The 17,360-nt window shown below is 49.5% G+C and carries 19 protein-coding genes; 8 read left to right on the top strand and 11 right to left on the bottom strand.

Going from position 1 to position 17,360, the window contains the following annotated elements; all coding sequences use genetic code 11:
* The first annotated feature begins 17 nt into the window (after positions 1-17).
* From EOE67_RS02985 to EOE67_RS02970, 4 genes are all read left to right on the top strand, one after another.
* A complete protein-coding gene (locus EOE67_RS02985; RefSeq protein WP_127697567.1) occupies positions 18-1,280 on the top strand; it encodes an NAD(P)/FAD-dependent oxidoreductase in 1,263 nt (420 codons plus the stop codon).
* Positions 1,280-2,050 (top strand): DUF1365 domain-containing protein, encoded by a 771-nt coding sequence (locus EOE67_RS02980; RefSeq protein ID WP_127697566.1) that lies wholly within the window; start codon positions 1,280-1,282, stop codon positions 2,048-2,050. Before EOE67_RS02985 ends, EOE67_RS02980 begins: the two co-directional genes overlap by 1 nt.
* Complete coding sequence (locus EOE67_RS02975; protein ID WP_127697565.1) at positions 2,047-3,306, top strand: SAM-dependent methyltransferase; 1,260 nt, start codon at positions 2,047-2,049, stop codon at positions 3,304-3,306. The genes EOE67_RS02980 and EOE67_RS02975 overlap by 4 nt, the downstream gene beginning before the upstream one ends.
* Before the next feature lie 261 nt (positions 3,307-3,567).
* Positions 3,568-6,027, top strand: coding sequence for an EAL domain-containing protein (locus tag EOE67_RS02970; RefSeq protein WP_164852201.1), 2,460 nt, complete (start codon positions 3,568-3,570; stop codon positions 6,025-6,027).
* A 75-nt stretch (positions 6,028-6,102) separates the two neighbouring features.
* Here the strand turns inward: EOE67_RS02970 and EOE67_RS02965 are convergent, their stop codons facing one another.
* The 3 genes from EOE67_RS02965 to EOE67_RS02955 all read right to left on the bottom strand — a co-directional run bounded on the left by EOE67_RS02965 (position 6,103) and on the right by EOE67_RS02955 (position 7,834).
* Positions 6,103-6,933, bottom strand: a complete 831-nt coding sequence (locus EOE67_RS02965) for a CvfB family protein (RefSeq protein ID WP_240652695.1) — start codon at positions 6,931-6,933, stop codon at positions 6,103-6,105.
* Positions 6,934-6,935: 2 nt separating this feature from the next.
* Positions 6,936-7,502, bottom strand: a complete 567-nt coding sequence (locus EOE67_RS02960) for a YaeQ family protein (RefSeq protein WP_127697562.1) — start codon at positions 7,500-7,502, stop codon at positions 6,936-6,938.
* A 179-nt stretch (positions 7,503-7,681) separates the two neighbouring features.
* A complete protein-coding gene (locus EOE67_RS02955) occupies positions 7,682-7,834 on the bottom strand; it encodes a DUF2061 domain-containing protein (RefSeq protein WP_127697561.1) in 153 nt (50 codons plus the stop codon).
* Positions 7,835-8,037: 203 nt separating this feature from the next.
* Between EOE67_RS02955 and EOE67_RS02950 the strand changes: the two genes are divergently transcribed.
* Positions 8,038-8,337 (top strand): hypothetical protein, encoded by a 300-nt coding sequence (locus EOE67_RS02950; RefSeq protein ID WP_240652694.1) that lies wholly within the window; start codon positions 8,038-8,040, stop codon positions 8,335-8,337.
* An 11-nt stretch (positions 8,338-8,348) separates the two neighbouring features.
* On the opposite strand, the gene EOE67_RS02945 is transcribed toward EOE67_RS02950, so the two are convergent.
* Together EOE67_RS02945 and EOE67_RS02940 are read right to left on the bottom strand one after the other, a co-directional pair.
* Positions 8,349-9,878, bottom strand: a complete 1,530-nt coding sequence (locus EOE67_RS02945) for a DUF3413 domain-containing protein (protein ID WP_127697560.1) — start codon at positions 9,876-9,878, stop codon at positions 8,349-8,351.
* Between the two features lie 6 nt (positions 9,879-9,884).
* On the bottom strand, positions 9,885-10,109 hold the full coding sequence (locus tag EOE67_RS02940; protein WP_127697559.1) for a YejL family protein: 225 nt from the start codon (positions 10,107-10,109) through the stop codon (positions 9,885-9,887).
* Positions 10,110-10,179: 70 nt separating this feature from the next.
* On the opposite strand from EOE67_RS02940, the gene yejK reads away from it, so the two are divergent.
* On the top strand, positions 10,180-11,223 hold the full coding sequence (yejK, locus tag EOE67_RS02935; protein ID WP_127697558.1) for a nucleoid-associated protein YejK: 1,044 nt from the start codon (positions 10,180-10,182) through the stop codon (positions 11,221-11,223).
* Between the two features lie 82 nt (positions 11,224-11,305).
* Here yejK and EOE67_RS02930 read toward each other — a convergent pair whose 3' ends face one another.
* The 5 genes from EOE67_RS02930 to EOE67_RS02910 are packed head-to-tail and all read right to left on the bottom strand — an operon-like array spanning position 11,306 to position 14,357.
* Positions 11,306-11,602: a DUF2897 family protein gene (locus EOE67_RS02930; RefSeq protein WP_127697557.1), complete on the bottom strand. Its 297-nt coding sequence runs from the start codon at positions 11,600-11,602 to the stop codon at positions 11,306-11,308.
* Positions 11,599-12,276, bottom strand: coding sequence for a M15 family metallopeptidase (locus EOE67_RS02925; RefSeq protein ID WP_127697556.1), 678 nt, complete (start codon positions 12,274-12,276; stop codon positions 11,599-11,601). Before EOE67_RS02925 ends, EOE67_RS02930 begins: the two co-directional genes overlap by 4 nt.
* Entirely contained in the window at positions 12,276-13,457 is a 1,182-nt protein-coding gene (dapE, locus tag EOE67_RS02920) for a succinyl-diaminopimelate desuccinylase (protein ID WP_127697555.1), read from the bottom strand. Before dapE ends, EOE67_RS02925 begins: the two co-directional genes overlap by 1 nt.
* The gene (locus EOE67_RS02915) at positions 13,454-13,807 is read right to left on the bottom strand and encodes an ArsC family reductase (protein ID WP_127697554.1); all 354 of its coding nucleotides are present in this window, start codon (positions 13,805-13,807) and stop codon (positions 13,454-13,456) included. Before EOE67_RS02915 ends, dapE begins: the two co-directional genes overlap by 4 nt.
* Positions 13,808-13,832: 25 nt before the next feature.
* A complete protein-coding gene (locus EOE67_RS02910) occupies positions 13,833-14,357 on the bottom strand; it encodes a PTS glucose transporter subunit IIA (RefSeq protein WP_164852200.1) in 525 nt (174 codons plus the stop codon).
* A gap of 627 nt (positions 14,358-14,984) precedes the next feature.
* On the opposite strand from EOE67_RS02910, the gene yfbV reads away from it, so the two are divergent.
* On the top strand, positions 14,985-15,431 hold the full coding sequence (gene yfbV, locus EOE67_RS02905; RefSeq protein ID WP_127697552.1) for a terminus macrodomain insulation protein YfbV: 447 nt from the start codon (positions 14,985-14,987) through the stop codon (positions 15,429-15,431).
* Positions 15,432-15,539: 108 nt separating this feature from the next.
* Here yfbV and xthA read toward each other — a convergent pair whose 3' ends face one another.
* Positions 15,540-16,349 (bottom strand): exodeoxyribonuclease III, encoded by an 810-nt coding sequence (gene xthA / locus EOE67_RS02900; RefSeq protein ID WP_127697551.1) that lies wholly within the window; start codon positions 16,347-16,349, stop codon positions 15,540-15,542.
* A 162-nt stretch (positions 16,350-16,511) separates the two neighbouring features.
* Between xthA and EOE67_RS02895 the strand changes: the two genes are divergently transcribed.
* Positions 16,512-17,225, top strand: coding sequence for a M48 family metallopeptidase (locus EOE67_RS02895; protein WP_127697550.1), 714 nt, complete (start codon positions 16,512-16,514; stop codon positions 17,223-17,225).
* Positions 17,226-17,360 lie beyond the last annotated feature (135 nt).

Here is a 17,360-nt window from a genome sequence, read left to right as displayed (position 1 = left end):
ATGGCGAAGGAATAACGATGCGGATTGCAGTAGTAGGTGGTGGGATCTCCGGCATGATCAGCTGGTATTTGTTGCGGCAACAACATCAGGTCACTTTGTTTGAAGCGAATGATTATCTCGGCGGGCATACTGCCACGGTGGATGTGACGGTCGAAGGCCAACAGTATGCGATTGATACTGGTTTTATTGTCTTTAATAACTGGACTTACCCGCTGTTCAACCGGTTCCTGGCGCAGCTTGGTGTGGCGTCACAGCACACCGAAATGAGCTTTTCGGTGAAAAAGCCCAGTCAGAACCTGGAGTATAATGGCAATACCTTGTGGAGCTTGTTTGCCCAAAAACGCAATCTATTCAGGCCATCGTTTTGGCGGATGCTCAGAGACATAGTTCGGTTTAACCGGGTGGCTAAAGAGCTACTCGAGGCAGATCATCCAGATCTTGATTTAGCCATCGATGACTTTTTAAGTCGTTACCGCTTTGGCATCGAACTTCGCGACAACTATTTATTGCCAATGGGCGCGGCCATTTGGTCGGCGGGTTTGGCGGAAATGCCGGCTTTCCCACTGCGGTTTTTCCTGCAATTTTTCAAAAACCATGGTTTGCTGAATATCACCGATCGGCCACAATGGTCGGTGATTCAAGGTGGTTCCCGCAGTTATGTGCAAAAAATGCTGGAACACTGTGGCGACGATGGTATTCGGCTGAGGAGCCCGGTGCAATCGGTGCGTCGTTTTGCCGACCATGTTGAAATCACCTTGTCTGACGGCAGCGTCGAATTGTTTGACCAGGTAATTTTTGCCTGTCACAGCGATCAGGCGCTATCGATGCTGGCCGATGCCAGTCCGGCAGAGCAGCAAGTGTTAGGCGGTATTGGCTATCAAATGAACGAAGTGGTGCTGCATACCGATAGCCAGATTTTACCTAAGCGCAAAGCGGCATGGGCGGCCTGGAATTATCAATTAGGAGCCAGTAGCACCGAGCGGGCGACCTTAAGTTACAATATGAATATTCTGCAGGGCCTGATTGCTGAAACTGACGCGCCGACTTTTGTGGTGACACTGAACGACAGCCAGAACCTGGATCCGACAAAAATCCTGCGCACTTTTCACTACGCCCATCCGGTCTATAACCATCAGACGATGCTGTCGCAACAACGGCGCGGCGAAATTAATGGGGTGAATCGCAGCTTCTATTGTGGTGCTTACTGGTACAACGGTTTTCATGAAGATGGTGTCAGAAGCGCCGTCGATGTCGCCGCGATGCTTGGGGTACAGTTCTGATGCAAGCCGGACATGCCTGGTATCAAGGTGACGTCGGGCATCAACGGTATTTGCCTAAGTCCCATGGTTTTGGCTACAACGTCAGTTTTTTCTGGTTGGATTTATCGCAGCTCGATAGTCTCGACCAGTATGGACCTTTATTAACACATGAAAAGTTCGGTGCCTTTAGTTACCGGCGCCGCGATTATTTGGCCGGCGATGCTGATCTGCAGCAGGCGGTATTGGATAAAGTTGCCAGCCTCGGCGCTAGCATCAGTGATGTTGATCAGGTGTTTATGTTGTCGCCGCTGGCAAATTGGGGACTCTATTTTAGCCCGCTGACGCTTTATTACTGCTTTGCACAAGGAAAGTTGCAATCTTTATTGGCGGAGGTCAGCAACACGCCGTGGAATGAGCGGCATTATTATCTGGTGCCGGTGACGGCGGTTGCCACTGCGTCGGAAAGCGCCGTCAGTGAATATACCCACCCAAAAAACTTTCATGTATCGCCTTTTAATCCGCTGGATATGCTGTATCAGTGGCATGTTGGCCAGCCTGGCGCTGAACTGCAACTCAGCATCACCAACTGGCGGCAACAGCAGAAGATATTTAGCGCCTGGTTGAAGCTTGAACGTCAATCTTTGACCGCGTCCGCGTTAAAACAGCTGTTGATCCACACGCCATGGCCCTGCGTACAAGTGGTGTTTCGTATTTATTGGCATGCGGTGAAGTTGCTGGTCAAAGGACTGCCACTGTATGGCCACAAAAAGCCTGAGGATCCTGCTTTATGACATTTTCACTAGCGCAACCATCGGTACTTGCGAATTTGGGAACGCTCGACAAAATTTGCCGCAAATTGATGCTGGATTATCTGGGGAAGTTGCAGCAAGGTTGTATTGAACTGGTAGAAGATCACGATAAACAACTACTTGGCGATAGCAAAGCAGCACTTCGTGTCCAACTGACGGTGGTTGATCCAGCTTTTTATCAGAAGCTGGTGCTCGGTGGGTCAGTCGGCGCTGGTGAGTCGTATATCGATGGCCATTGGCGCTGTGACAATCTGACCGGGCTGGTGCAAATATTTGCCCGTAACGCCGCTTTGTTGGATGCATTAGAATCTGGTCTGGCGCGTTTAAGCAAACCGGCACTGAAGTTATTGAACTGGCGTAATCGCAACACAGTTTCACAATCGAAGAAAAATATTTCGGCGCATTATGATTTAGGCAACAGCATGTATCAGCTGTTTCTGGATCAAAGCATGATGTATTCCAGTGCTGTTTATCCGACGCCAGAAAGCACGTTGGCTGAAGCGCAGCAGTATAAACTTAAGCAAATCTGCGAGAAGTTACAGCTGACCGAGCAAGACCATTTAGTGGAAATTGGTACTGGTTGGGGCAGCATGGCGATTTTCGCCGCGCGCAATTATGGCTGCCGTGTCACCACCACCACCATTTCAAAAGAACAACATGACTACGCCGCGGAGCAAATTGCCGCCGCCGGCCTGCAACATAAAATTACTTTATTGTTCCAGGATTACCGGGAACTCACCGGGCAGTACGACAAACTGGTGTCAATTGAGATGATTGAAGCGGTGGGTCACGAATACCTGGATGGTTATTTTAAAAAGTGTGCCAGCCTGCTGAAAGACGATGGTTTGATGGTATTACAAGCCATTACCATTGCCGATCAACGTTATGAGTTTTACCGCAAAGAAGTCGATTTTATTAAAAAGTTCATCTTCCCTGGTGGCTGTTTACCTTCAATGGTTCGCATGGCAAGTGCGGTTGCCAATCATACCGATCTGGTGATCCGCCAAGTGCAGGACATCGGTTTTGACTACGCCAAAACGCTGGCCGACTGGTGCAGTAACTTTATGGCGGCGCGCGATGCGGTGCATCAACTGGGTTATGACGACCGCTTTGTACGGCTCTGGCACTTCTACCTTTGTTATTGTGAAGGTGGATTTTTAGAGCGCGCCACCAGCGCCGTCCATATAGTGCTGACCAAACCTGGCAATCGCGCCCGGGTCTCTACCCAAAATCACTAAGGCGGCAGAATTGCGAGAGAGCAAGGTCACCACGGCCTGGCAACAACCGTGCAGCTTCAGTGATGAAGGGTATCCCCAAAATCATTGACGTTGCAGGTAGGCGACAAGTGAGCGAGACCCCAGGAGCATAGTTGTCCTATGTGACTGGGGCGAGAGAGCGAAGGCAACAACCCTGCAGCTTCAATGATGCAGGGGAGGCGGTTTACCATTGCGGCGGAACTGTGTTATAACTTTATAAAAGTTAACGGATATTCCGCTTCAATGACCAGCATCCAGGACGGTAATTCAGCGCCAACTGCAACCGAGGCTGAAAAGGTACAACAACTGCAGGCCGATAATCTGCAGTTGTCACAACAACGTCTGGTGTTACTGCAACAAAATCTGGCGCTACAACGTGAAACCACCATCTTACATCTGATCAATAAACTGGCTTTGCAACTAAACGAATTGATGACTGAAGCGGAAATCTATCGTTTTGTCGCGCAGCAAATTGCTGCAGCGCTCGGTTTTGAAGATTGTGCGATTTTTAGCTGTAACGAGCAGCAACAGACGCTACAACGTGTTGCGGCTGTGGGTTCGCGTGATGTGCCGGAGCATCAGGGCATTGGTCAGCTGAAATACGGTCAGGGTATTGTTGGCTTATGCGCCAGTACCAAAGCGCCGGTATTGGTTGCGGATACCCGGCATTCGCCACATTATCTGCTGGATGTATCGGAGCGGTTATCTGAACTGGCGGTGCCGGTGCTGGATCAAGGTCAGTTGCTGGCAGTGATCGATTGTGAACAATGGGAAGCTCGGTTTTTTGATGAACATCATCAGCAAATTCTGCAGCATGTCGCCTCAATTCTCAGCAGCCGCTTGCGCAAACTGCAAGATTTAGCGCAGCTGGAACAATCGATTAAAAAACTGGAATATGCCGAGCTGGTACAAAAAGCCTTGTTTAACATCGCTTCGCTGAGTTACGACGCTACCAATTTTCATGCCTTTTATCAGCAAATCCACCACAATGTGAACTCGCTGATTTATGCGCCGAATTTCTACATTGCTTTGTATGACGATCAAGAAGAAATCCTGCATTTTCCCTACTTTGCCGACACCACTGAACACATCAGTCCGGAAACCATTTACCCGAAAGAAATTTTATCCAACAGTCTGACCGGTTATGTCTTTCGCAGTGATAAACCGTTGCTGGCAGATCGATTGTTGCTGGAAGAGTTTGATCGTACTAAAGAAATTACCGCTTATGGCTCGCCACCGGAAAGTTGGCTCGGGGTGCCGTTTCGCTCCGGCGATGCAGTGCGGGGCGTGGTGGTGGTACAAAGTTATGAAGCCAGCGTGGCTTATGATCAAAAAGATCTCGAGCTGCTGACCTTCGTCTCGCACCATATTTCCAGTGCGCTGGAGCGGGTATTTGTACAGCAACGCTTGTTGCATCAGGCGTTACACGATGCGCTGACCAATCTGCCAAACCGCATTTTGTTTATCGATAGGGTGAACCATGCTTTTAAACGCCGCAAACGTTTTCCGGATAAAGTGGTTGCGGTGATGTACCTGGATCTCGACCGCTTTAAAATGGTCAATGATACCTTGGGTCATCAGGTCGGGGACGAGTTTTTGATTGCCGTGGGTAATGCACTGAAAAGCTGTCTGCGGCAAAACGATACGCTGGCGCGATTGGGGGGCGATGAATTTGCGGTGCTACTGGAAGATGTGAAAACGCTGGCGGATATTACCGAAGTTGCCGACCGTATCGCTGAAAAATTACAAATTCCGTTGCAGCTAAAACAACATCGGCTGCAAACTTCGACCAGTATCGGTATCGCGTTTGCCGATTGCCTGACCGAAGATATTGATACCGATGAACTGATCCGGCAGGCCGATATCGCCATGTATCAGGCGAAACAAGATGGCCGTGGCATCTGGCGGTTGTTTTGCACCGAAATGGATTTAGAAACCACTAAAAACTATCAGCTGGAACAAGAAGTAAAAACTGCGTTGCAACAACAGCAATTTATCTTGCATTATCAACCTATTATCGATTTGGCCACCGAAAACACCGCGGGTTTTGAGGCGTTGATCCGCTGGCAACACCCATCCCGTGGTTTTATTGCACCCAACGATTTCATTCCGCTGGCGGAAGAGCTGGGTTTGATGAGTCAGATTGATTTGTACGTGGTGCGAACCGCAGTTGAACAAATTCAACGTTGGCGTTTCGATTACGCCACCGAATTTTATGTCAGTGTGAATATTTCCGGTCGGAGTTTTTCGGAAATTGATTTTGCCGACAAAGTGCTGGAACTGCTGAGAACGCTCGGGGTACCGGCCAGTTATCTGGCGATAGAGATCACTGAACGGGCGTTAATTGATAAAATCGGTCAGGCGAAAATCAGTATCAATAATTTACGCGATGCCGGGGTAAAAGTGCTACTGGATGATTTTGGCACCGGTTATTCCAGTTTAAGTTATCTGCATGAATTTCAATTGGATGTGCTGAAAATTGACCGTACTTTTATTGCCGGGATCCGGCCTAGGATCCAGGAAAACCCGGTGGTGAACACCATTATTACCCTGGCTAAAACTCTCCATTTAAAGGTGATCGCCGAAGGCATCGAAACCAGTTTACAGCGTAAGTTGTTAACGGAATTGGGGTGTGACGCCGGGCAGGGTTATTGGTTTGCCAAACCGATGCCAGCGCGGGAAGCGGTCGAGTGGCTAAAGTAAGCCCAATTTACCTGTCGGAGAAAAACAAAAAGCCCCACAATTGGGGCTTTAGTTACTTTAGCAACAGCGTTGCTCTCAGCTTTGTTTGAGCACAATTTTTTGCGGTTCAATGCTGATTTTGCCATCTTTCATCAAGCCACCAATGGCTTGTTTAAACACTTTTTTGCTGACGCCAAAAGCGGCGTAAATGGCTTCGGGTTCACTTTTATCTGACAACGGCAATTCGCCGTTGGCGGCGGTCAGTTTTTGCAGAATTTGATCGGCAATCGATAGTGTTTTCTGATAACCAGGTTTTTCCAACAACAAATCAATTTTACCATCGGCACGGACTTTATTGATAAAGGCTTTGGTGGTGTAACCACGGCGTAGTGGCTTAAACACCTGATCTTTATACAAAACGCCCCAATGCTGGTGATCAACCACGGCTTTATAGCCCAGTTCAGTTGGCTCGGTGACCATAATGTGCACTTCATCACCCGGTTGGTAAGACGGGGTGGTTTTACCAATAAATTTGTCCAGTTTACTGGACGCGACAATGCGGTTGCTGCGGTCGACATAACAATACACTAAGTAACTATAATCCAGCTGCATCGGTAAATGCTGTTCGGAAAAGGGTACCAGTAAGTCTTTTTTCAGACCCCAGTTTAAGAAAGCGCCGACTTTGGTCGAAGCAACGACTTTAAGCTGCGCCACTTGACCGACCATCACCAATGGTTTTTCGGTGGTCGCGATCAGCTGATCTTCGGAATCCAGGTACAAAAATACACTAACAGAACTGCCCACTTCGGCATCGAGTGGTACATAACGGCGCGGCAGTAAAATATCGCCCCAGTGCAGACCATCCAGATAGACGCCAAATTCGACTTTTTTCTTCACAACTAAGGTATTTAATTGGCCTAAAAACATAATTACTCCAGCGTAAATAGTGGGTTAGTTGCGACTTTTAATAACACAGGATTGATAACAACAGACTGTTCATTGTCAGCAAACCACATTTGGCCTTCCTGGATGGTGCATTGTAACTGCATGGTGCGCTGACAGAGTTTAGTTAAAGCTTGTGATTCGTCAGCCTTAATTGCGACCACGGTCAGATTATCCAATTCTTTGGCGACTTTTTGCTGATTGGCCCACCATTTATCGACCACGGTGCCGCCATAAGCCAGGATCATGCCCTGTTTGGCGCGGTGGCTGGCACGGCGGATCAGTTTGTCTTCCGGCAAACCCAGTTCCACCCAGAGTTCAATCTCGCCAGCGAGGCTGTGTTGCCACAGATCGGGTTCGCTGTCTTCAGAAATACCTTTGCCAAATAGCAGCCGTTCGTCGGCACATAAGGCAAACGCCACCAGCCGTAGCATCATCCGCTCCAGTGTTTCCGATGGATGCTGCGCCAGCGTCAGGCTGTGGGTCTGATAATAATGCCGGGTCATATCGGCGATTGCGAGTTCTGCTTTGTAGATGGTTGCTTTAAGGGCCATAGCCGCCTTGGAGTCCTGCTAAGAGCGCCGGAACTGGCGCGCATGCTGCGAAAAGGGCGCTAGTGTAACTGTTTTTTGCAACCGGTGATATTGCTCTGTGCTGTGGCGGGATTTGTCCCGCAACTTTAGACCGTTACTGAAAGTGTGGAACTTAATCCACAACGAAGACTTCGGCGCTGTCAGAATTTCTCATGGAAAAAATAAGCCACTGTATTCACCGCCGGTTCGACGACTGCTAACAGGCCGCCGACCACCCAATCGCCGGTCAACAGGTAGGCGACAGTAAAGGCAACACAGAAGTGCATGATGGCGAAGCTGATGGTTTTTAACATGGTGAATACTCCTGCGTGGTTGATGCAGTAAATAGTAGTTATTCTCATTTGAAAAATATAACGGAATAAAACGGCGATGCTCATCGAAAAAAGCGAAACAACAGCGGGCGCTGAAAATTATCGGAAGTGATGTGTTTGATTGCTCCAAACGGCACTAGATGCCGTATGCTAAGTAAATAGTCTGCAGTAAAAGGGCATGATAAATGAGTATGGATTGTCGGGATTTCCTGGACGTTAAACAGTATGAGTTTCTGATGAATTGGTTTATGCGACGGCAGCAGGAGGTGGGGCTGGCCGATTTGGATGAACCTTTATCTTACGATGGCGATAGTCAGTACGACCGGTTAGCGGCGCAGTTGATTGCACAGGCCAGTATTGCTTATCTGGAGAAATTTGAGCAAAACGCGCCAGCGATTGTTTTTACTAATTTATTTCATTTAGCTGAATTGGAATTGCAGGGCAGGCGGGGGTTAAAAATAAAGCCGAATAAAACAGTGCAGTAGGCAGGCGACTTTTATTCGTCAGCATCTGGTAGGCGTTTTAACGCATCGGTCAGCATTGGCAAATCCAGCCGTTGTTCCAGGCGGACTAAAGTTCCGGCCGACCAAACGCTATAACTGCCATCTTCATTCACCACCAGCATCTTGTCTTTACGGAAGCTATACAGCTGATTATTCAGTAAATTTAGTTTGGCTTGGGTCACCGGGCGCAGCAGATTATCGCCAATCCAGGGTTGTTGGTTGATACAACCGGCACCGGCCAGAATCGTTGGCAGTAGATCCAGATGTTGGGTCACATCATTGATCCGTTGTTGGTGCAATTCCGGCCAGCGATACCAGAGTGCAGTTTGCCCCAACGCAAACTGGCCGGCAGCGGCGTTTAGCTGCACCACCAGATGATGCGCTTCGGGCAACGCCAGTAAGGCGGTACGCAGTGCACTGGCATCGTCGAGTAAATGTAGTTGCACTGCAGCCAAACGGTTTTCTGGCTGCTGTGTTAACCAAGGCAGTTGTTGCTGCCAGCTGGTAGAGGCACTGATGCCAAAATAGCTGGCCGGTAACTGGCTGAGCCAGACCGGCGGAAGCTGCAGATCAAGCGCGGCAACATCGGCGTATAACAAATTCAGCATGGCACTTTGCGGTGACACCGGCGCCATATGTTGTGGCAAGCGCCGCCAGCCATCATTGGGCAGTTGCGCCGCCAGTGAGCCGTCTGCTGTGGTTACGACCCACAAATGGACCGCCTGGCTGTTCGCGGCCGCCGGGCACTGTAATTCAATGCTGGCGGCTTTGGTTGATTTCGCCTGCAGCCAGTCAGGGCTGCGTTGTTCGGACAAGGGCTGCGATAACTGTGCCGGATCCAGCAATTTGTATCTGACCAGCATGGTGCGTGCGGTGGCCGGATACGTTAGTGGTAACACATTATCCTGGCGGATGATGTCGTCATGTTGGCTGGCGTCACCCCAGATATGCAATAAATGACTGCACATAAAGCAGCTTAGCAGCAACACCATCGCCGGTTTGCCAACCCCGGAGTGACTAAGGCGCGCAATCTTTTTCCAGCAATAATTACTGATCACCAGTTGAATGGTCACCAGCAATACGGCAACTGCGGAGGTGATCAGCACAAAATTGCGCAAATTGGTCACCACCTGCTGGCGTAATAAATCCAAAGTTTGTTCGTAAGAAGCACTACCGGCGTGATAACCCAGGCTGTGATAGACGTAGGCGTCAAAAATCAGTGCGACCAGACCACAAGTCGCCAGAATCGCAGCTATACCGCGGACATGGCGTTGATAAGGAAAAATCAGACTGACCGGGAAAATGGTGATGATAAAAAACAGGAAACACAAAAATGCGGTGTGGCCGAGCCAATTCAGCAGCAGATAACTCCAGCCGACGGCAGATGCTGGCAGCGGATCAGCCAGAAAATAGCTGCCAGTAACCAGCAATGCCAATAACACATTAAAGAAGGTAAACCAGTGGCCCCAGCGTAATAACCGGTCAATTTTATTGACGAGTGACAGGTTTTGCTCGAGCACCATAAGGTTTTAGTGGGCCTTGCTGCTGACAGCGTCTTGTAACGCCTGACTGAAGTGTTTGGTGACTTCTGCTTGTTGTGCAGCCGGGACATTGGTTTTGATGATATGGCTGATGGTATTGCCCAGACACATCAAACTTAACTCTGTAGTGGCATTTTGCTGCCGTAAAGTTTCCAACAGAATGTTGACGAGGGTTTCGATTTGCTGGTTGGAATACTTGGATTGGATCGGCATGAATTACTCTGAAATTAACTGAATGAAACAGGTAGAATATTAACAGAAATCCATTTAAACAGGAAAACTTATGTCTGTCGACGTGCATCTGCTGGCGATTAACTTTATCGAAGCCAATGAATCTGCTCAATTAACCGCCCATTTTCGACAGGAGCTGGTGCCAGTTAGCGCACAGGTCGCCGAACTGATTGAACAATTGCACCTTGCTTACAATGGCAAACCGGCCAAAGGTTATGCCGCGTTTAGTCCCGCAAAGAGCCCGGATTTCTGTGATGCTATCGCCAACTGGCAAGCGCAGGATTTGAATTTTGTCAGTCTGGCCGAGCTCGCCACCGGTCAGTTGGTGGTCGAGCTGACTAAACATCAGATCCCGGAAACCGGTTATTTTATGTTGTGTCATTACCGCTATCTGGCCAACGAATATTTGCTGATTGCACTGCTCGGCAGTAAAGAACACTTTTCAGTGTCCTCAGATTTACAACTGACCAGCGCCAAACATCTGGATATCGCAAGGATGCAGTTAGCGGCCCGTATCGACCTGACCGAATATCAGATGGCCAGTGAACAAGGCAAATACATCAGCTTTATCCGCGGCCGTGCCGGGCGCAAAGTCGCCGACTTTTTCCTGGATTTTTTAGGCTGCGAAGAAGGGGTTGACCCCAAAGCCAGCAGTAAAATGGTGTTGGCTTCGGTCGAAGAATATCTGGCGGAAGGTCAGTACGATGCGGCCGAAAAACATGATGTGCGCAAACAAGTCTATCAATACTGCGAAGAGCGCGCCAAACAAGGCCAGGATGTGATGCTAAGCGAGCTTTCAGCGACAGTCGATAGCTCTGACGACAACGCCTTTGCCCGTTATTGCGCTGAGCGTGCAATGCCGGTGGCTGAGCAGTTCCCGGTGGATGTGAAAGAGTTAAAGACGCTGGTGAAATTCTCTGGTGCTGGCGCCGGACTGAGTCTGAGCTTTGAACAGAAGTTATTAGGTGATCGGGTGCAATATGATGCTGAGCGTGACATTCTGGTGATTAAAGGCACACCGCCAAACCTACGCGACCAGCTACAAAAGTTTATCCGGGGTTATTCCAGCTTTGACCGCAATAGTGACGAGAGCTAATTAAACACATTTTGCAAAACTAGCTCTGAAAACTAGCTCTGCAAAATCAGCCTTTCAGCACTCGGCTCGTTGGGCTCTCTGATTAGTCACCAGCGGAGCCGTTGTCACTGCCGCCATTACTGCTGACATTACTGCCGGTATGAGTATCTGGTTTTGACTGTTCAGCAGTGTTTTTATTGGCTTCCGTTGAGGGGGTGGTCGTTAATGGCACCGCACTGGTGGTGGCGGCCTGGGTTTTGCCTGGCGCAGCAGTTGTGTCTGGTGTCAGCGGTTTTTTGTCCTTCAGCGGCATCGGTTTACTGCCATGCCGCAGTAACGCGATATTGGCAAACACGATGCCAATCACCAGTAGTAAAATCAGAATAAAAGTCAGGCTCATGCAGGGGCATCACAAATGGTGGTGACATATCGCTCAAAGATGACCGGTAACTGCGCCACGATCAAGCTTTGTTCGGGTAAATCGGCATTGTCGATAGCTTGTTGCAGCATCGAGAGCGTAAAACGCTGCAAATAGGGCCCGGACAACGGCAAATAGCTTAAATGCCAGGGTTCAGCCGCCACGCCACCGAGGTACTGGCGATAAGGCAAAAAGAACCCAAATTCAATGGCATGCACCTTGAGCCATTCGCACATCGGCGCGAATGGGCCACCAGCTTGATACTCATGTTCCAGCAACTGTATCTGATAGTCGCGGTCAACCGCCGCAGCATCAAACAAATCAAAATCGGTGCCCCAATGATGACGGCTGGCGCCAGGCAAGGCTGAATACAGCAATACCGCTTCCAGCTTGGCAAAACCCTGCAAGCTGTTCAGGTCAATTTTTTGCTGCCGCGCATCAAATACCGGCCGCATGCCACTGAGTTTGGCGCGCCAAATCGCCGCCTGCCGTTCAAAACTGCGATAACCCGATACCAGCTGTAGATCAAAACCGTCCTGCGCTGCGGCATATTGCATTTGCTTAAAGGCGGCAGCGGTTTGGCGCTCCAGTTGCAAAGAACCTATTTCAACCAGATCTGGCGGCTCGCGGCCGGTGAGCAGCAAGGAATGGTCCATCAGGTCAGCATCTGTTCCAGAATGGTCTCGTACATGTCGGTTAACAGCTCTAAATCAGCCACTTTCACGCATTCATTAATCTTATGAATGGTGCCATTACAAGGGCCAAGTTCCAGTACCTGAGCGCCGGTTGGCGCGATAAAACGACCATCCGAGGTGCCGCCGGTGGTTTCCAGCGATGGGGTAAAACCACGACTTTGCTCAACCGCTTTCACTGCCGCCGCCACTAACGAGCCACTGTCGGTTAAAAACGGCAGACCGTTCAGGACCCAGTCGAGCTGATACTGCAGCTGATGTTGATCCAAAATCGCCAGCACCCGTTGTTGTAACTGCTCGGCCGTCACTTCGGTGCTGTAGCGGAAATTAAAGGTTAAGGTCAGCTCGCCTGGAACCACATTGGTGGCGCCGGTGCCGGCATGGATGTTGGAAATCTGAAAGCTGGTGGCCGGGAAAAATTCATTGCCCTGATCCCACACTTGCTGACTCAGCGCAGCCAAAGCAGGTGCGGCGTTATGAATAGGGTTGACCACCAAATGTGGATAAGCCACATGACCTTGCACGCCTTTGACCGTCAAATAACCGGTTAACGAACCACGGCGGCCATTTTTAATCACATCACCGACTTCGGCAGTGCTGGATGGCTCGCCGACCAGGCACCAGCGGATTTTTTCCTGCCGCGCTTCCAGTACTTCAATCACTCTTTTGGTGCCATTAATAAATGGCCCTTCTTCATCAGAGGTAATTAAAAACGCGATATCACCGGTCAGTTCGGGTTTTTTCGCCAAAAAGCGTTCGGTGGCGATAATCATCGCGGCGAGTGAGCCTTTCATATCGGCGGTGCCGCGACCATACATCATGCCGTCGATAATGGCCGGCTCAAAGGGTGGGGTATGCCATTGCTCAACCGGACCGGTCGGTACCACATCGGTATGGCCGGCAAAGCAAAACAACGGTTTACCCTGACCACGGCGCGCCCACAGATTTAACGTATCTTCGAAAAACATCGATTCGATGTGAAAACCGAGTGCGGCTAGCCGGTCGGCCATCAGTTGCTGGCAGCCTTCATCGGCTGGAGTGACCGAGGCGCGGCGAATAAGTTGCTGCGTCAACGCAACCACCGGGCTAAATTCGGTGTTTGTGGCGGCAGAATGGGTATTGTGGCTGGTGGTAAACTGACTCATACGGGACTCTTGAATAACTGCTGATATTGATCCTGGCTAAAACCAAGATGAAGCTGACCGTCGATGTCCAGCACCGGCCTTTTGATGATGGCAGGCTGCGCCAACATCAGCGCGATGGCTTTTTCTTGATCAAGATTGGCTTTTGCATCCTCCGGCAAGGCGCGAAAGGTGGTGCCACGGGTGTTTAGCAGTAATTGCCAGTCGAGCTGCTGGCAAAAATGGTTTATCAATGCCGCGTCCAGACCATCGACGCGATAGTCAACAAACTGGTGTGCCAGCTGATGCTCAGTTAAGAACAGCCGGGCTTTTTTCATCGTATCGCAGTTTTTTATACCGTAAATTTTAATCATAAGCAGTGACTTTTCAGAAGGATGGTTAACCAGGTTCGGTAGTTTTGAGTTCGATTAAAAACAGCGGGTCGACGAGCGCCTGATGGTAACAAGGGCGACTCCAGATCCGGTTAAATTTAGTGTGTTGCGGCAGGGTCATCACGCAATAAGGGGCGTCCAGCCAGTTAGAGAACAGCGCCAAATCAAATTGCAGCAGACATTGTCCTTTATTGATTTTGGCTTGTTCCTGAATTTGCCAGTCAAAACCTTTGCCGTGATGATCCATGCATTGCGGTGGAAAGTGGATATCCAAGCGCAAACCATTGTGTTGGCGCAAAATAATATGTTGTCCGGCCTGATCCAGCCGCTGACAGGTCCCATCAAAAGGTGCCAGCAACCGGTTACTCTGGAGCTGGATCAGCACGCCTTCACCACAGAGCCCTGCGGCGACCAGCGCATCGTTGGCCTGTTGCAATGGAAAAACCAAACCGCTCAGCGGACTAGGGACAGATATCCCTTGCTGTGCTGGCAGACTGTTGACCAGATGCAAATTGCCAAAGGGGGCGGGCATACCAATATATCTCCGGCGGGTCGCTAATGATGCAGTGCTTTGATAGTACCCAATTATTTCGTTGTTGGGTGGAGAAAATTGGTTTTTTTCCATAGAAATTTTCTGAGTTACAGCGTGCCAGCACAGTGCGCAACGGTGTTCCTGAAAAAGCAGTTTAACCGTGACATAGAATTTTATCGGTTTCGACATTAAATTGTCATGAAGTTGCTATTTGTAGCTATCAAAATTACCGGCATTTAGCTGGAAGCTGCAGTTTATCTGAAAAAAGTTGTCCACAGATTCTGTGGGTAACTTTGTGTATTTCTCTGTTTATAGTTGTTATCTTCATGAAATATAATGAAAATATGGAATGGCATATTTTTTGTTACTTCCTGTTTTTCTAAATGTTGGGTGAAGAGCTTAAAAAATGCCAAATTGGATCTGTTCCGCAGCTGACAATGTTGTTTCCCGGTACGGAAATAGCCAAAATAACCGGATATACCCCGCTAGAATGAAAAAGTGACTGGTCAGTTTTTGTGCAGGCGAGCCTTGACTGACGATTGGGACGATACAGGCGCCGTGAGCCCGGATCAGAACTATGCTATGGTAAAAGGGTGTGGTCGCTGCAGGCAGCCTGAGGGGTTCAAAATGCAAAGTAGTTTAATGACGACCCTGCAACAAGGGGTGCAATACAGTAAAGTCTGGCCATTAGTGAATGAACTCAATGCGGTATTTCCAGAGAATAAAGTGATTCGGATGACCCGATTCGGCCAACAGGTGTTGCCGGCACTGAGTATTTTGTCAGTGGTGGTGCAGTTGCAATGGCTGGGGCAGAATTATCTGGCGCAAGCGCTGGCATCGGCGTTTTTCCTGTTATCACTGCCGTTGCAAGGCTGGTACTGGTTAGGTGCGCGGGCTGCGTCGCCATTGCCACCGGCTATTTTGCGCTGGTATCTGGAGATCAGCGATAAGCTGAAACAAAACGGTGTGGCGCTGCCGGTTGCCGCGAACAAACCTTGTTATCAGGATTTAGCGGGTGTACTGAATGTGGCTGTAAATCAATTGGATAAGACTTTTATCCGGCAGTGGCTGTAACCAATAGCTAGGCCGATTCATGGATAACACGCTCTCGCTCATTCAGCACAGTTTTTAATAAAAAATGGCCACGAAATGTGGCCATTTTTGTAGTTAAGGTATGGATGTTCAGAGTTTAAACTCAGACCAAACCGGCGCATGGTCCGACGGACGTTCCATCGCCCGCAGCTCGTAATCAACATCCGAAGCGATACACAACTCGGCCAAAGGCTGGGTAGCCATCACCACATCGATGCGCAGACCGCGGTTATCATCAAAACCTTTAGACCGATAATCAAACCAGCTGTAACGCTCGGTGCGATCCGGATGCAAAGCGCGGAAGGTGTCAATCAGACCCCAATCTTTTAACCGCTGCAGAATGTCACGCTCTTCCGGTAAAAATGAACATTTGCCTTCTTTTAACCAACGTTTACGGTTGGGTTCACCAATGCCGATATCGACATCTAACGGCGAAATATTGATATCGCCAATCACCGCGATCAGTTCATCAGGCTGATGATTTTGTTCAAGATAAGTCATTAAGTCGGCGTAAAACTTTAATTTTGCCGGAAATTTAATTTCGTGGTCACGGCTTTCGCCTTGCGGGAAATAACCGTTCAGCAAGGTAAATTTACGACCATCGGCCAGGGTCCAGCGACCGATTAACATCCGGCGCTGTGCATCTTCGGCATCGGTTGGGAAACCGTAGAGCATCGAATCGGCCGGTGTTTTACTTAAAATGGCCACGCCGTAATGGCCTTTTTGACCAAAATGGTACACCTGATAACCCAGCGGTTTCACGTCAGCCATCGGGAATTCGTCGTCATGGACTTTGATTTCCTGCAATCCAAGAAAGTCGGGTTGATGTTGTTCGACCAACGCCTGCAGTTGATGAGGTCTGGCACGCAAGCCATTAATGTTAAAAGAGATGATTTTCATAGTTGAACTAAACCTGCCAGAAGTGCTAATCGTGTGGAAAGTGGCGATTGCCGGATGTCACGATGATAGCACTAACTATTCCGCCTTGCGAAGCGCTGGCTTGCCCAAAGCCCCGCCGCTCAGTTAAGCTGCCGCCTATCGCCAAACCTCAGTGAGTGTGAGTTGCCGTTGGAAATTTGTCAGTTCAGTGCCATCCATTATCAGCTAAAACGCTCCAGTCGTCGGCGGAGTGTGTCGCTGCAAATTCGGCAGGGGCAACTAGCGGTGCTGGCGCCAGACTATGTTGATAAACTGCAAATTGATCAATTTGTAGCGTTAAAACAACAATGGATTAAAAGTCATTTGCAGCGACAGGCGACTGTCGCTGCAGTTCCTGATTATCTGGCGCTACAACAATTGCCACTGCTGGATGAACAACTGCAGTTAAAAATTGTGCCGGATAGCCACAATGCGGTGTGCCGCGAAGGCATGCAGCTGTGGGTGCAATTGTCGAAACGGGTGAAAGCCGAAAACCGTCAAGCCAAGACAGTGCAACTGCTGCAAACTTGGTATCAGCAGCAGGCGCAGAGCTGGTTTAACGAGCGCGTCGCCTTTTGGCAGCAGCAGATGGCGGTCAGTGTGACGGCGGTTGAAATTAAGAGCTGGAAACAAAAATGGGGCACCTGCAGTGTGTCTGGTGTGGTGAGTTTTAACTGGCGGCTGATGCTGGCACCGTCCTGGATTGCCGATTACGTGGTGGTACACGAACTGGCGCATCGGCGGCATATGGACCATTCCCCCGCATTTTGGCAATTGCTGACCAGCTTTTATCCACAAGCAAAAGCAGCGCGGAGTTGGTTTTTACAGCATCAGCACTTATTGGTGCTGAGCGAATAAGACCGTCTGCAGCCGATATACCCAAAATCATTGAAGATTCGGGTAGGCGACAAGCTCGTGAGACTGGAGCGCCAGCCCGGCCCGGAACATAGTTGTCCTATGTGACTGGGGCGAGCGAGCGAAGGCAACAACCCC

The organism is Rheinheimera riviphila (assembly GCF_004005945.1).
GTDB classification, from domain to species: Bacteria; Pseudomonadota; Gammaproteobacteria; order Enterobacterales; family Alteromonadaceae; genus Pararheinheimera; species Pararheinheimera riviphila.
Note: the sequence above shows the minus strand (reverse complement) of the source record. Positions and strands in the feature narration are given on the sequence as shown.

What these genes read in the sequence shown, in the direction of transcription:
- EOE67_RS02930 (WP_127697557.1), bottom strand. Translation starts at nt 11,602, where the DNA reads ATGAGCCTGACTTTTATTCTGATTTTACTACTGGTGATTGGCATCGTG.
- EOE67_RS02950 (WP_240652694.1), top strand. Translation starts at nt 8,038, where the DNA reads ATGAGTATGGATTGTCGGGATTTCCTGGACGTTAAACAGTATGAGTTT.
- EOE67_RS02970 (WP_164852201.1), top strand. Translation starts at nt 3,568, where the DNA reads ATGACCAGCATCCAGGACGGTAATTCAGCGCCAACTGCAACCGAGGCT.
- EOE67_RS02955 (WP_127697561.1), bottom strand. Translation starts at nt 7,834, where the DNA reads ATGTTAAAAACCATCAGCTTCGCCATCATGCACTTCTGTGTTGCCTTT.
- EOE67_RS02915 (WP_127697554.1), bottom strand. Translation starts at nt 13,807, where the DNA reads ATGATTAAAATTTACGGTATAAAAAACTGCGATACGATGAAAAAAGCC.
- EOE67_RS02960 (WP_127697562.1), bottom strand. Translation starts at nt 7,502, where the DNA reads ATGGCCCTTAAAGCAACCATCTACAAAGCAGAACTCGCAATCGCCGAT.
- EOE67_RS02925 (WP_127697556.1), bottom strand. Translation starts at nt 12,276, where the DNA reads ATGGACCATTCCTTGCTGCTCACCGGCCGCGAGCCGCCAGATCTGGTT.
- EOE67_RS02985 (WP_127697567.1), top strand. Translation starts at nt 18, where the DNA reads ATGCGGATTGCAGTAGTAGGTGGTGGGATCTCCGGCATGATCAGCTGG.
- dapE (WP_127697555.1), bottom strand. Translation starts at nt 13,457, where the DNA reads ATGAGTCAGTTTACCACCAGCCACAATACCCATTCTGCCGCCACAAAC.
- xthA (WP_127697551.1), bottom strand. Translation starts at nt 16,349, where the DNA reads ATGAAAATCATCTCTTTTAACATTAATGGCTTGCGTGCCAGACCTCAT.
- EOE67_RS02945 (WP_127697560.1), bottom strand. Translation starts at nt 9,878, where the DNA reads ATGGTGCTCGAGCAAAACCTGTCACTCGTCAATAAAATTGACCGGTTA.
- EOE67_RS02980 (WP_127697566.1), top strand. Translation starts at nt 1,280, where the DNA reads ATGCAAGCCGGACATGCCTGGTATCAAGGTGACGTCGGGCATCAACGG.
- yfbV (WP_127697552.1), top strand. Translation starts at nt 14,985, where the DNA reads ATGCAAAGTAGTTTAATGACGACCCTGCAACAAGGGGTGCAATACAGT.
- EOE67_RS02965 (WP_240652695.1), bottom strand. Translation starts at nt 6,933, where the DNA reads ATGTTTTTAGGCCAATTAAATACCTTAGTTGTGAAGAAAAAAGTCGAA.
- EOE67_RS02940 (WP_127697559.1), bottom strand. Translation starts at nt 10,109, where the DNA reads ATGCCGATCCAATCCAAGTATTCCAACCAGCAAATCGAAACCCTCGTC.
- EOE67_RS02910 (WP_164852200.1), bottom strand. Translation starts at nt 14,357, where the DNA reads ATGCCCGCCCCCTTTGGCAATTTGCATCTGGTCAACAGTCTGCCAGCA.
- EOE67_RS02975 (WP_127697565.1), top strand. Translation starts at nt 2,047, where the DNA reads ATGACATTTTCACTAGCGCAACCATCGGTACTTGCGAATTTGGGAACG.
- yejK (WP_127697558.1), top strand. Translation starts at nt 10,180, where the DNA reads ATGTCTGTCGACGTGCATCTGCTGGCGATTAACTTTATCGAAGCCAAT.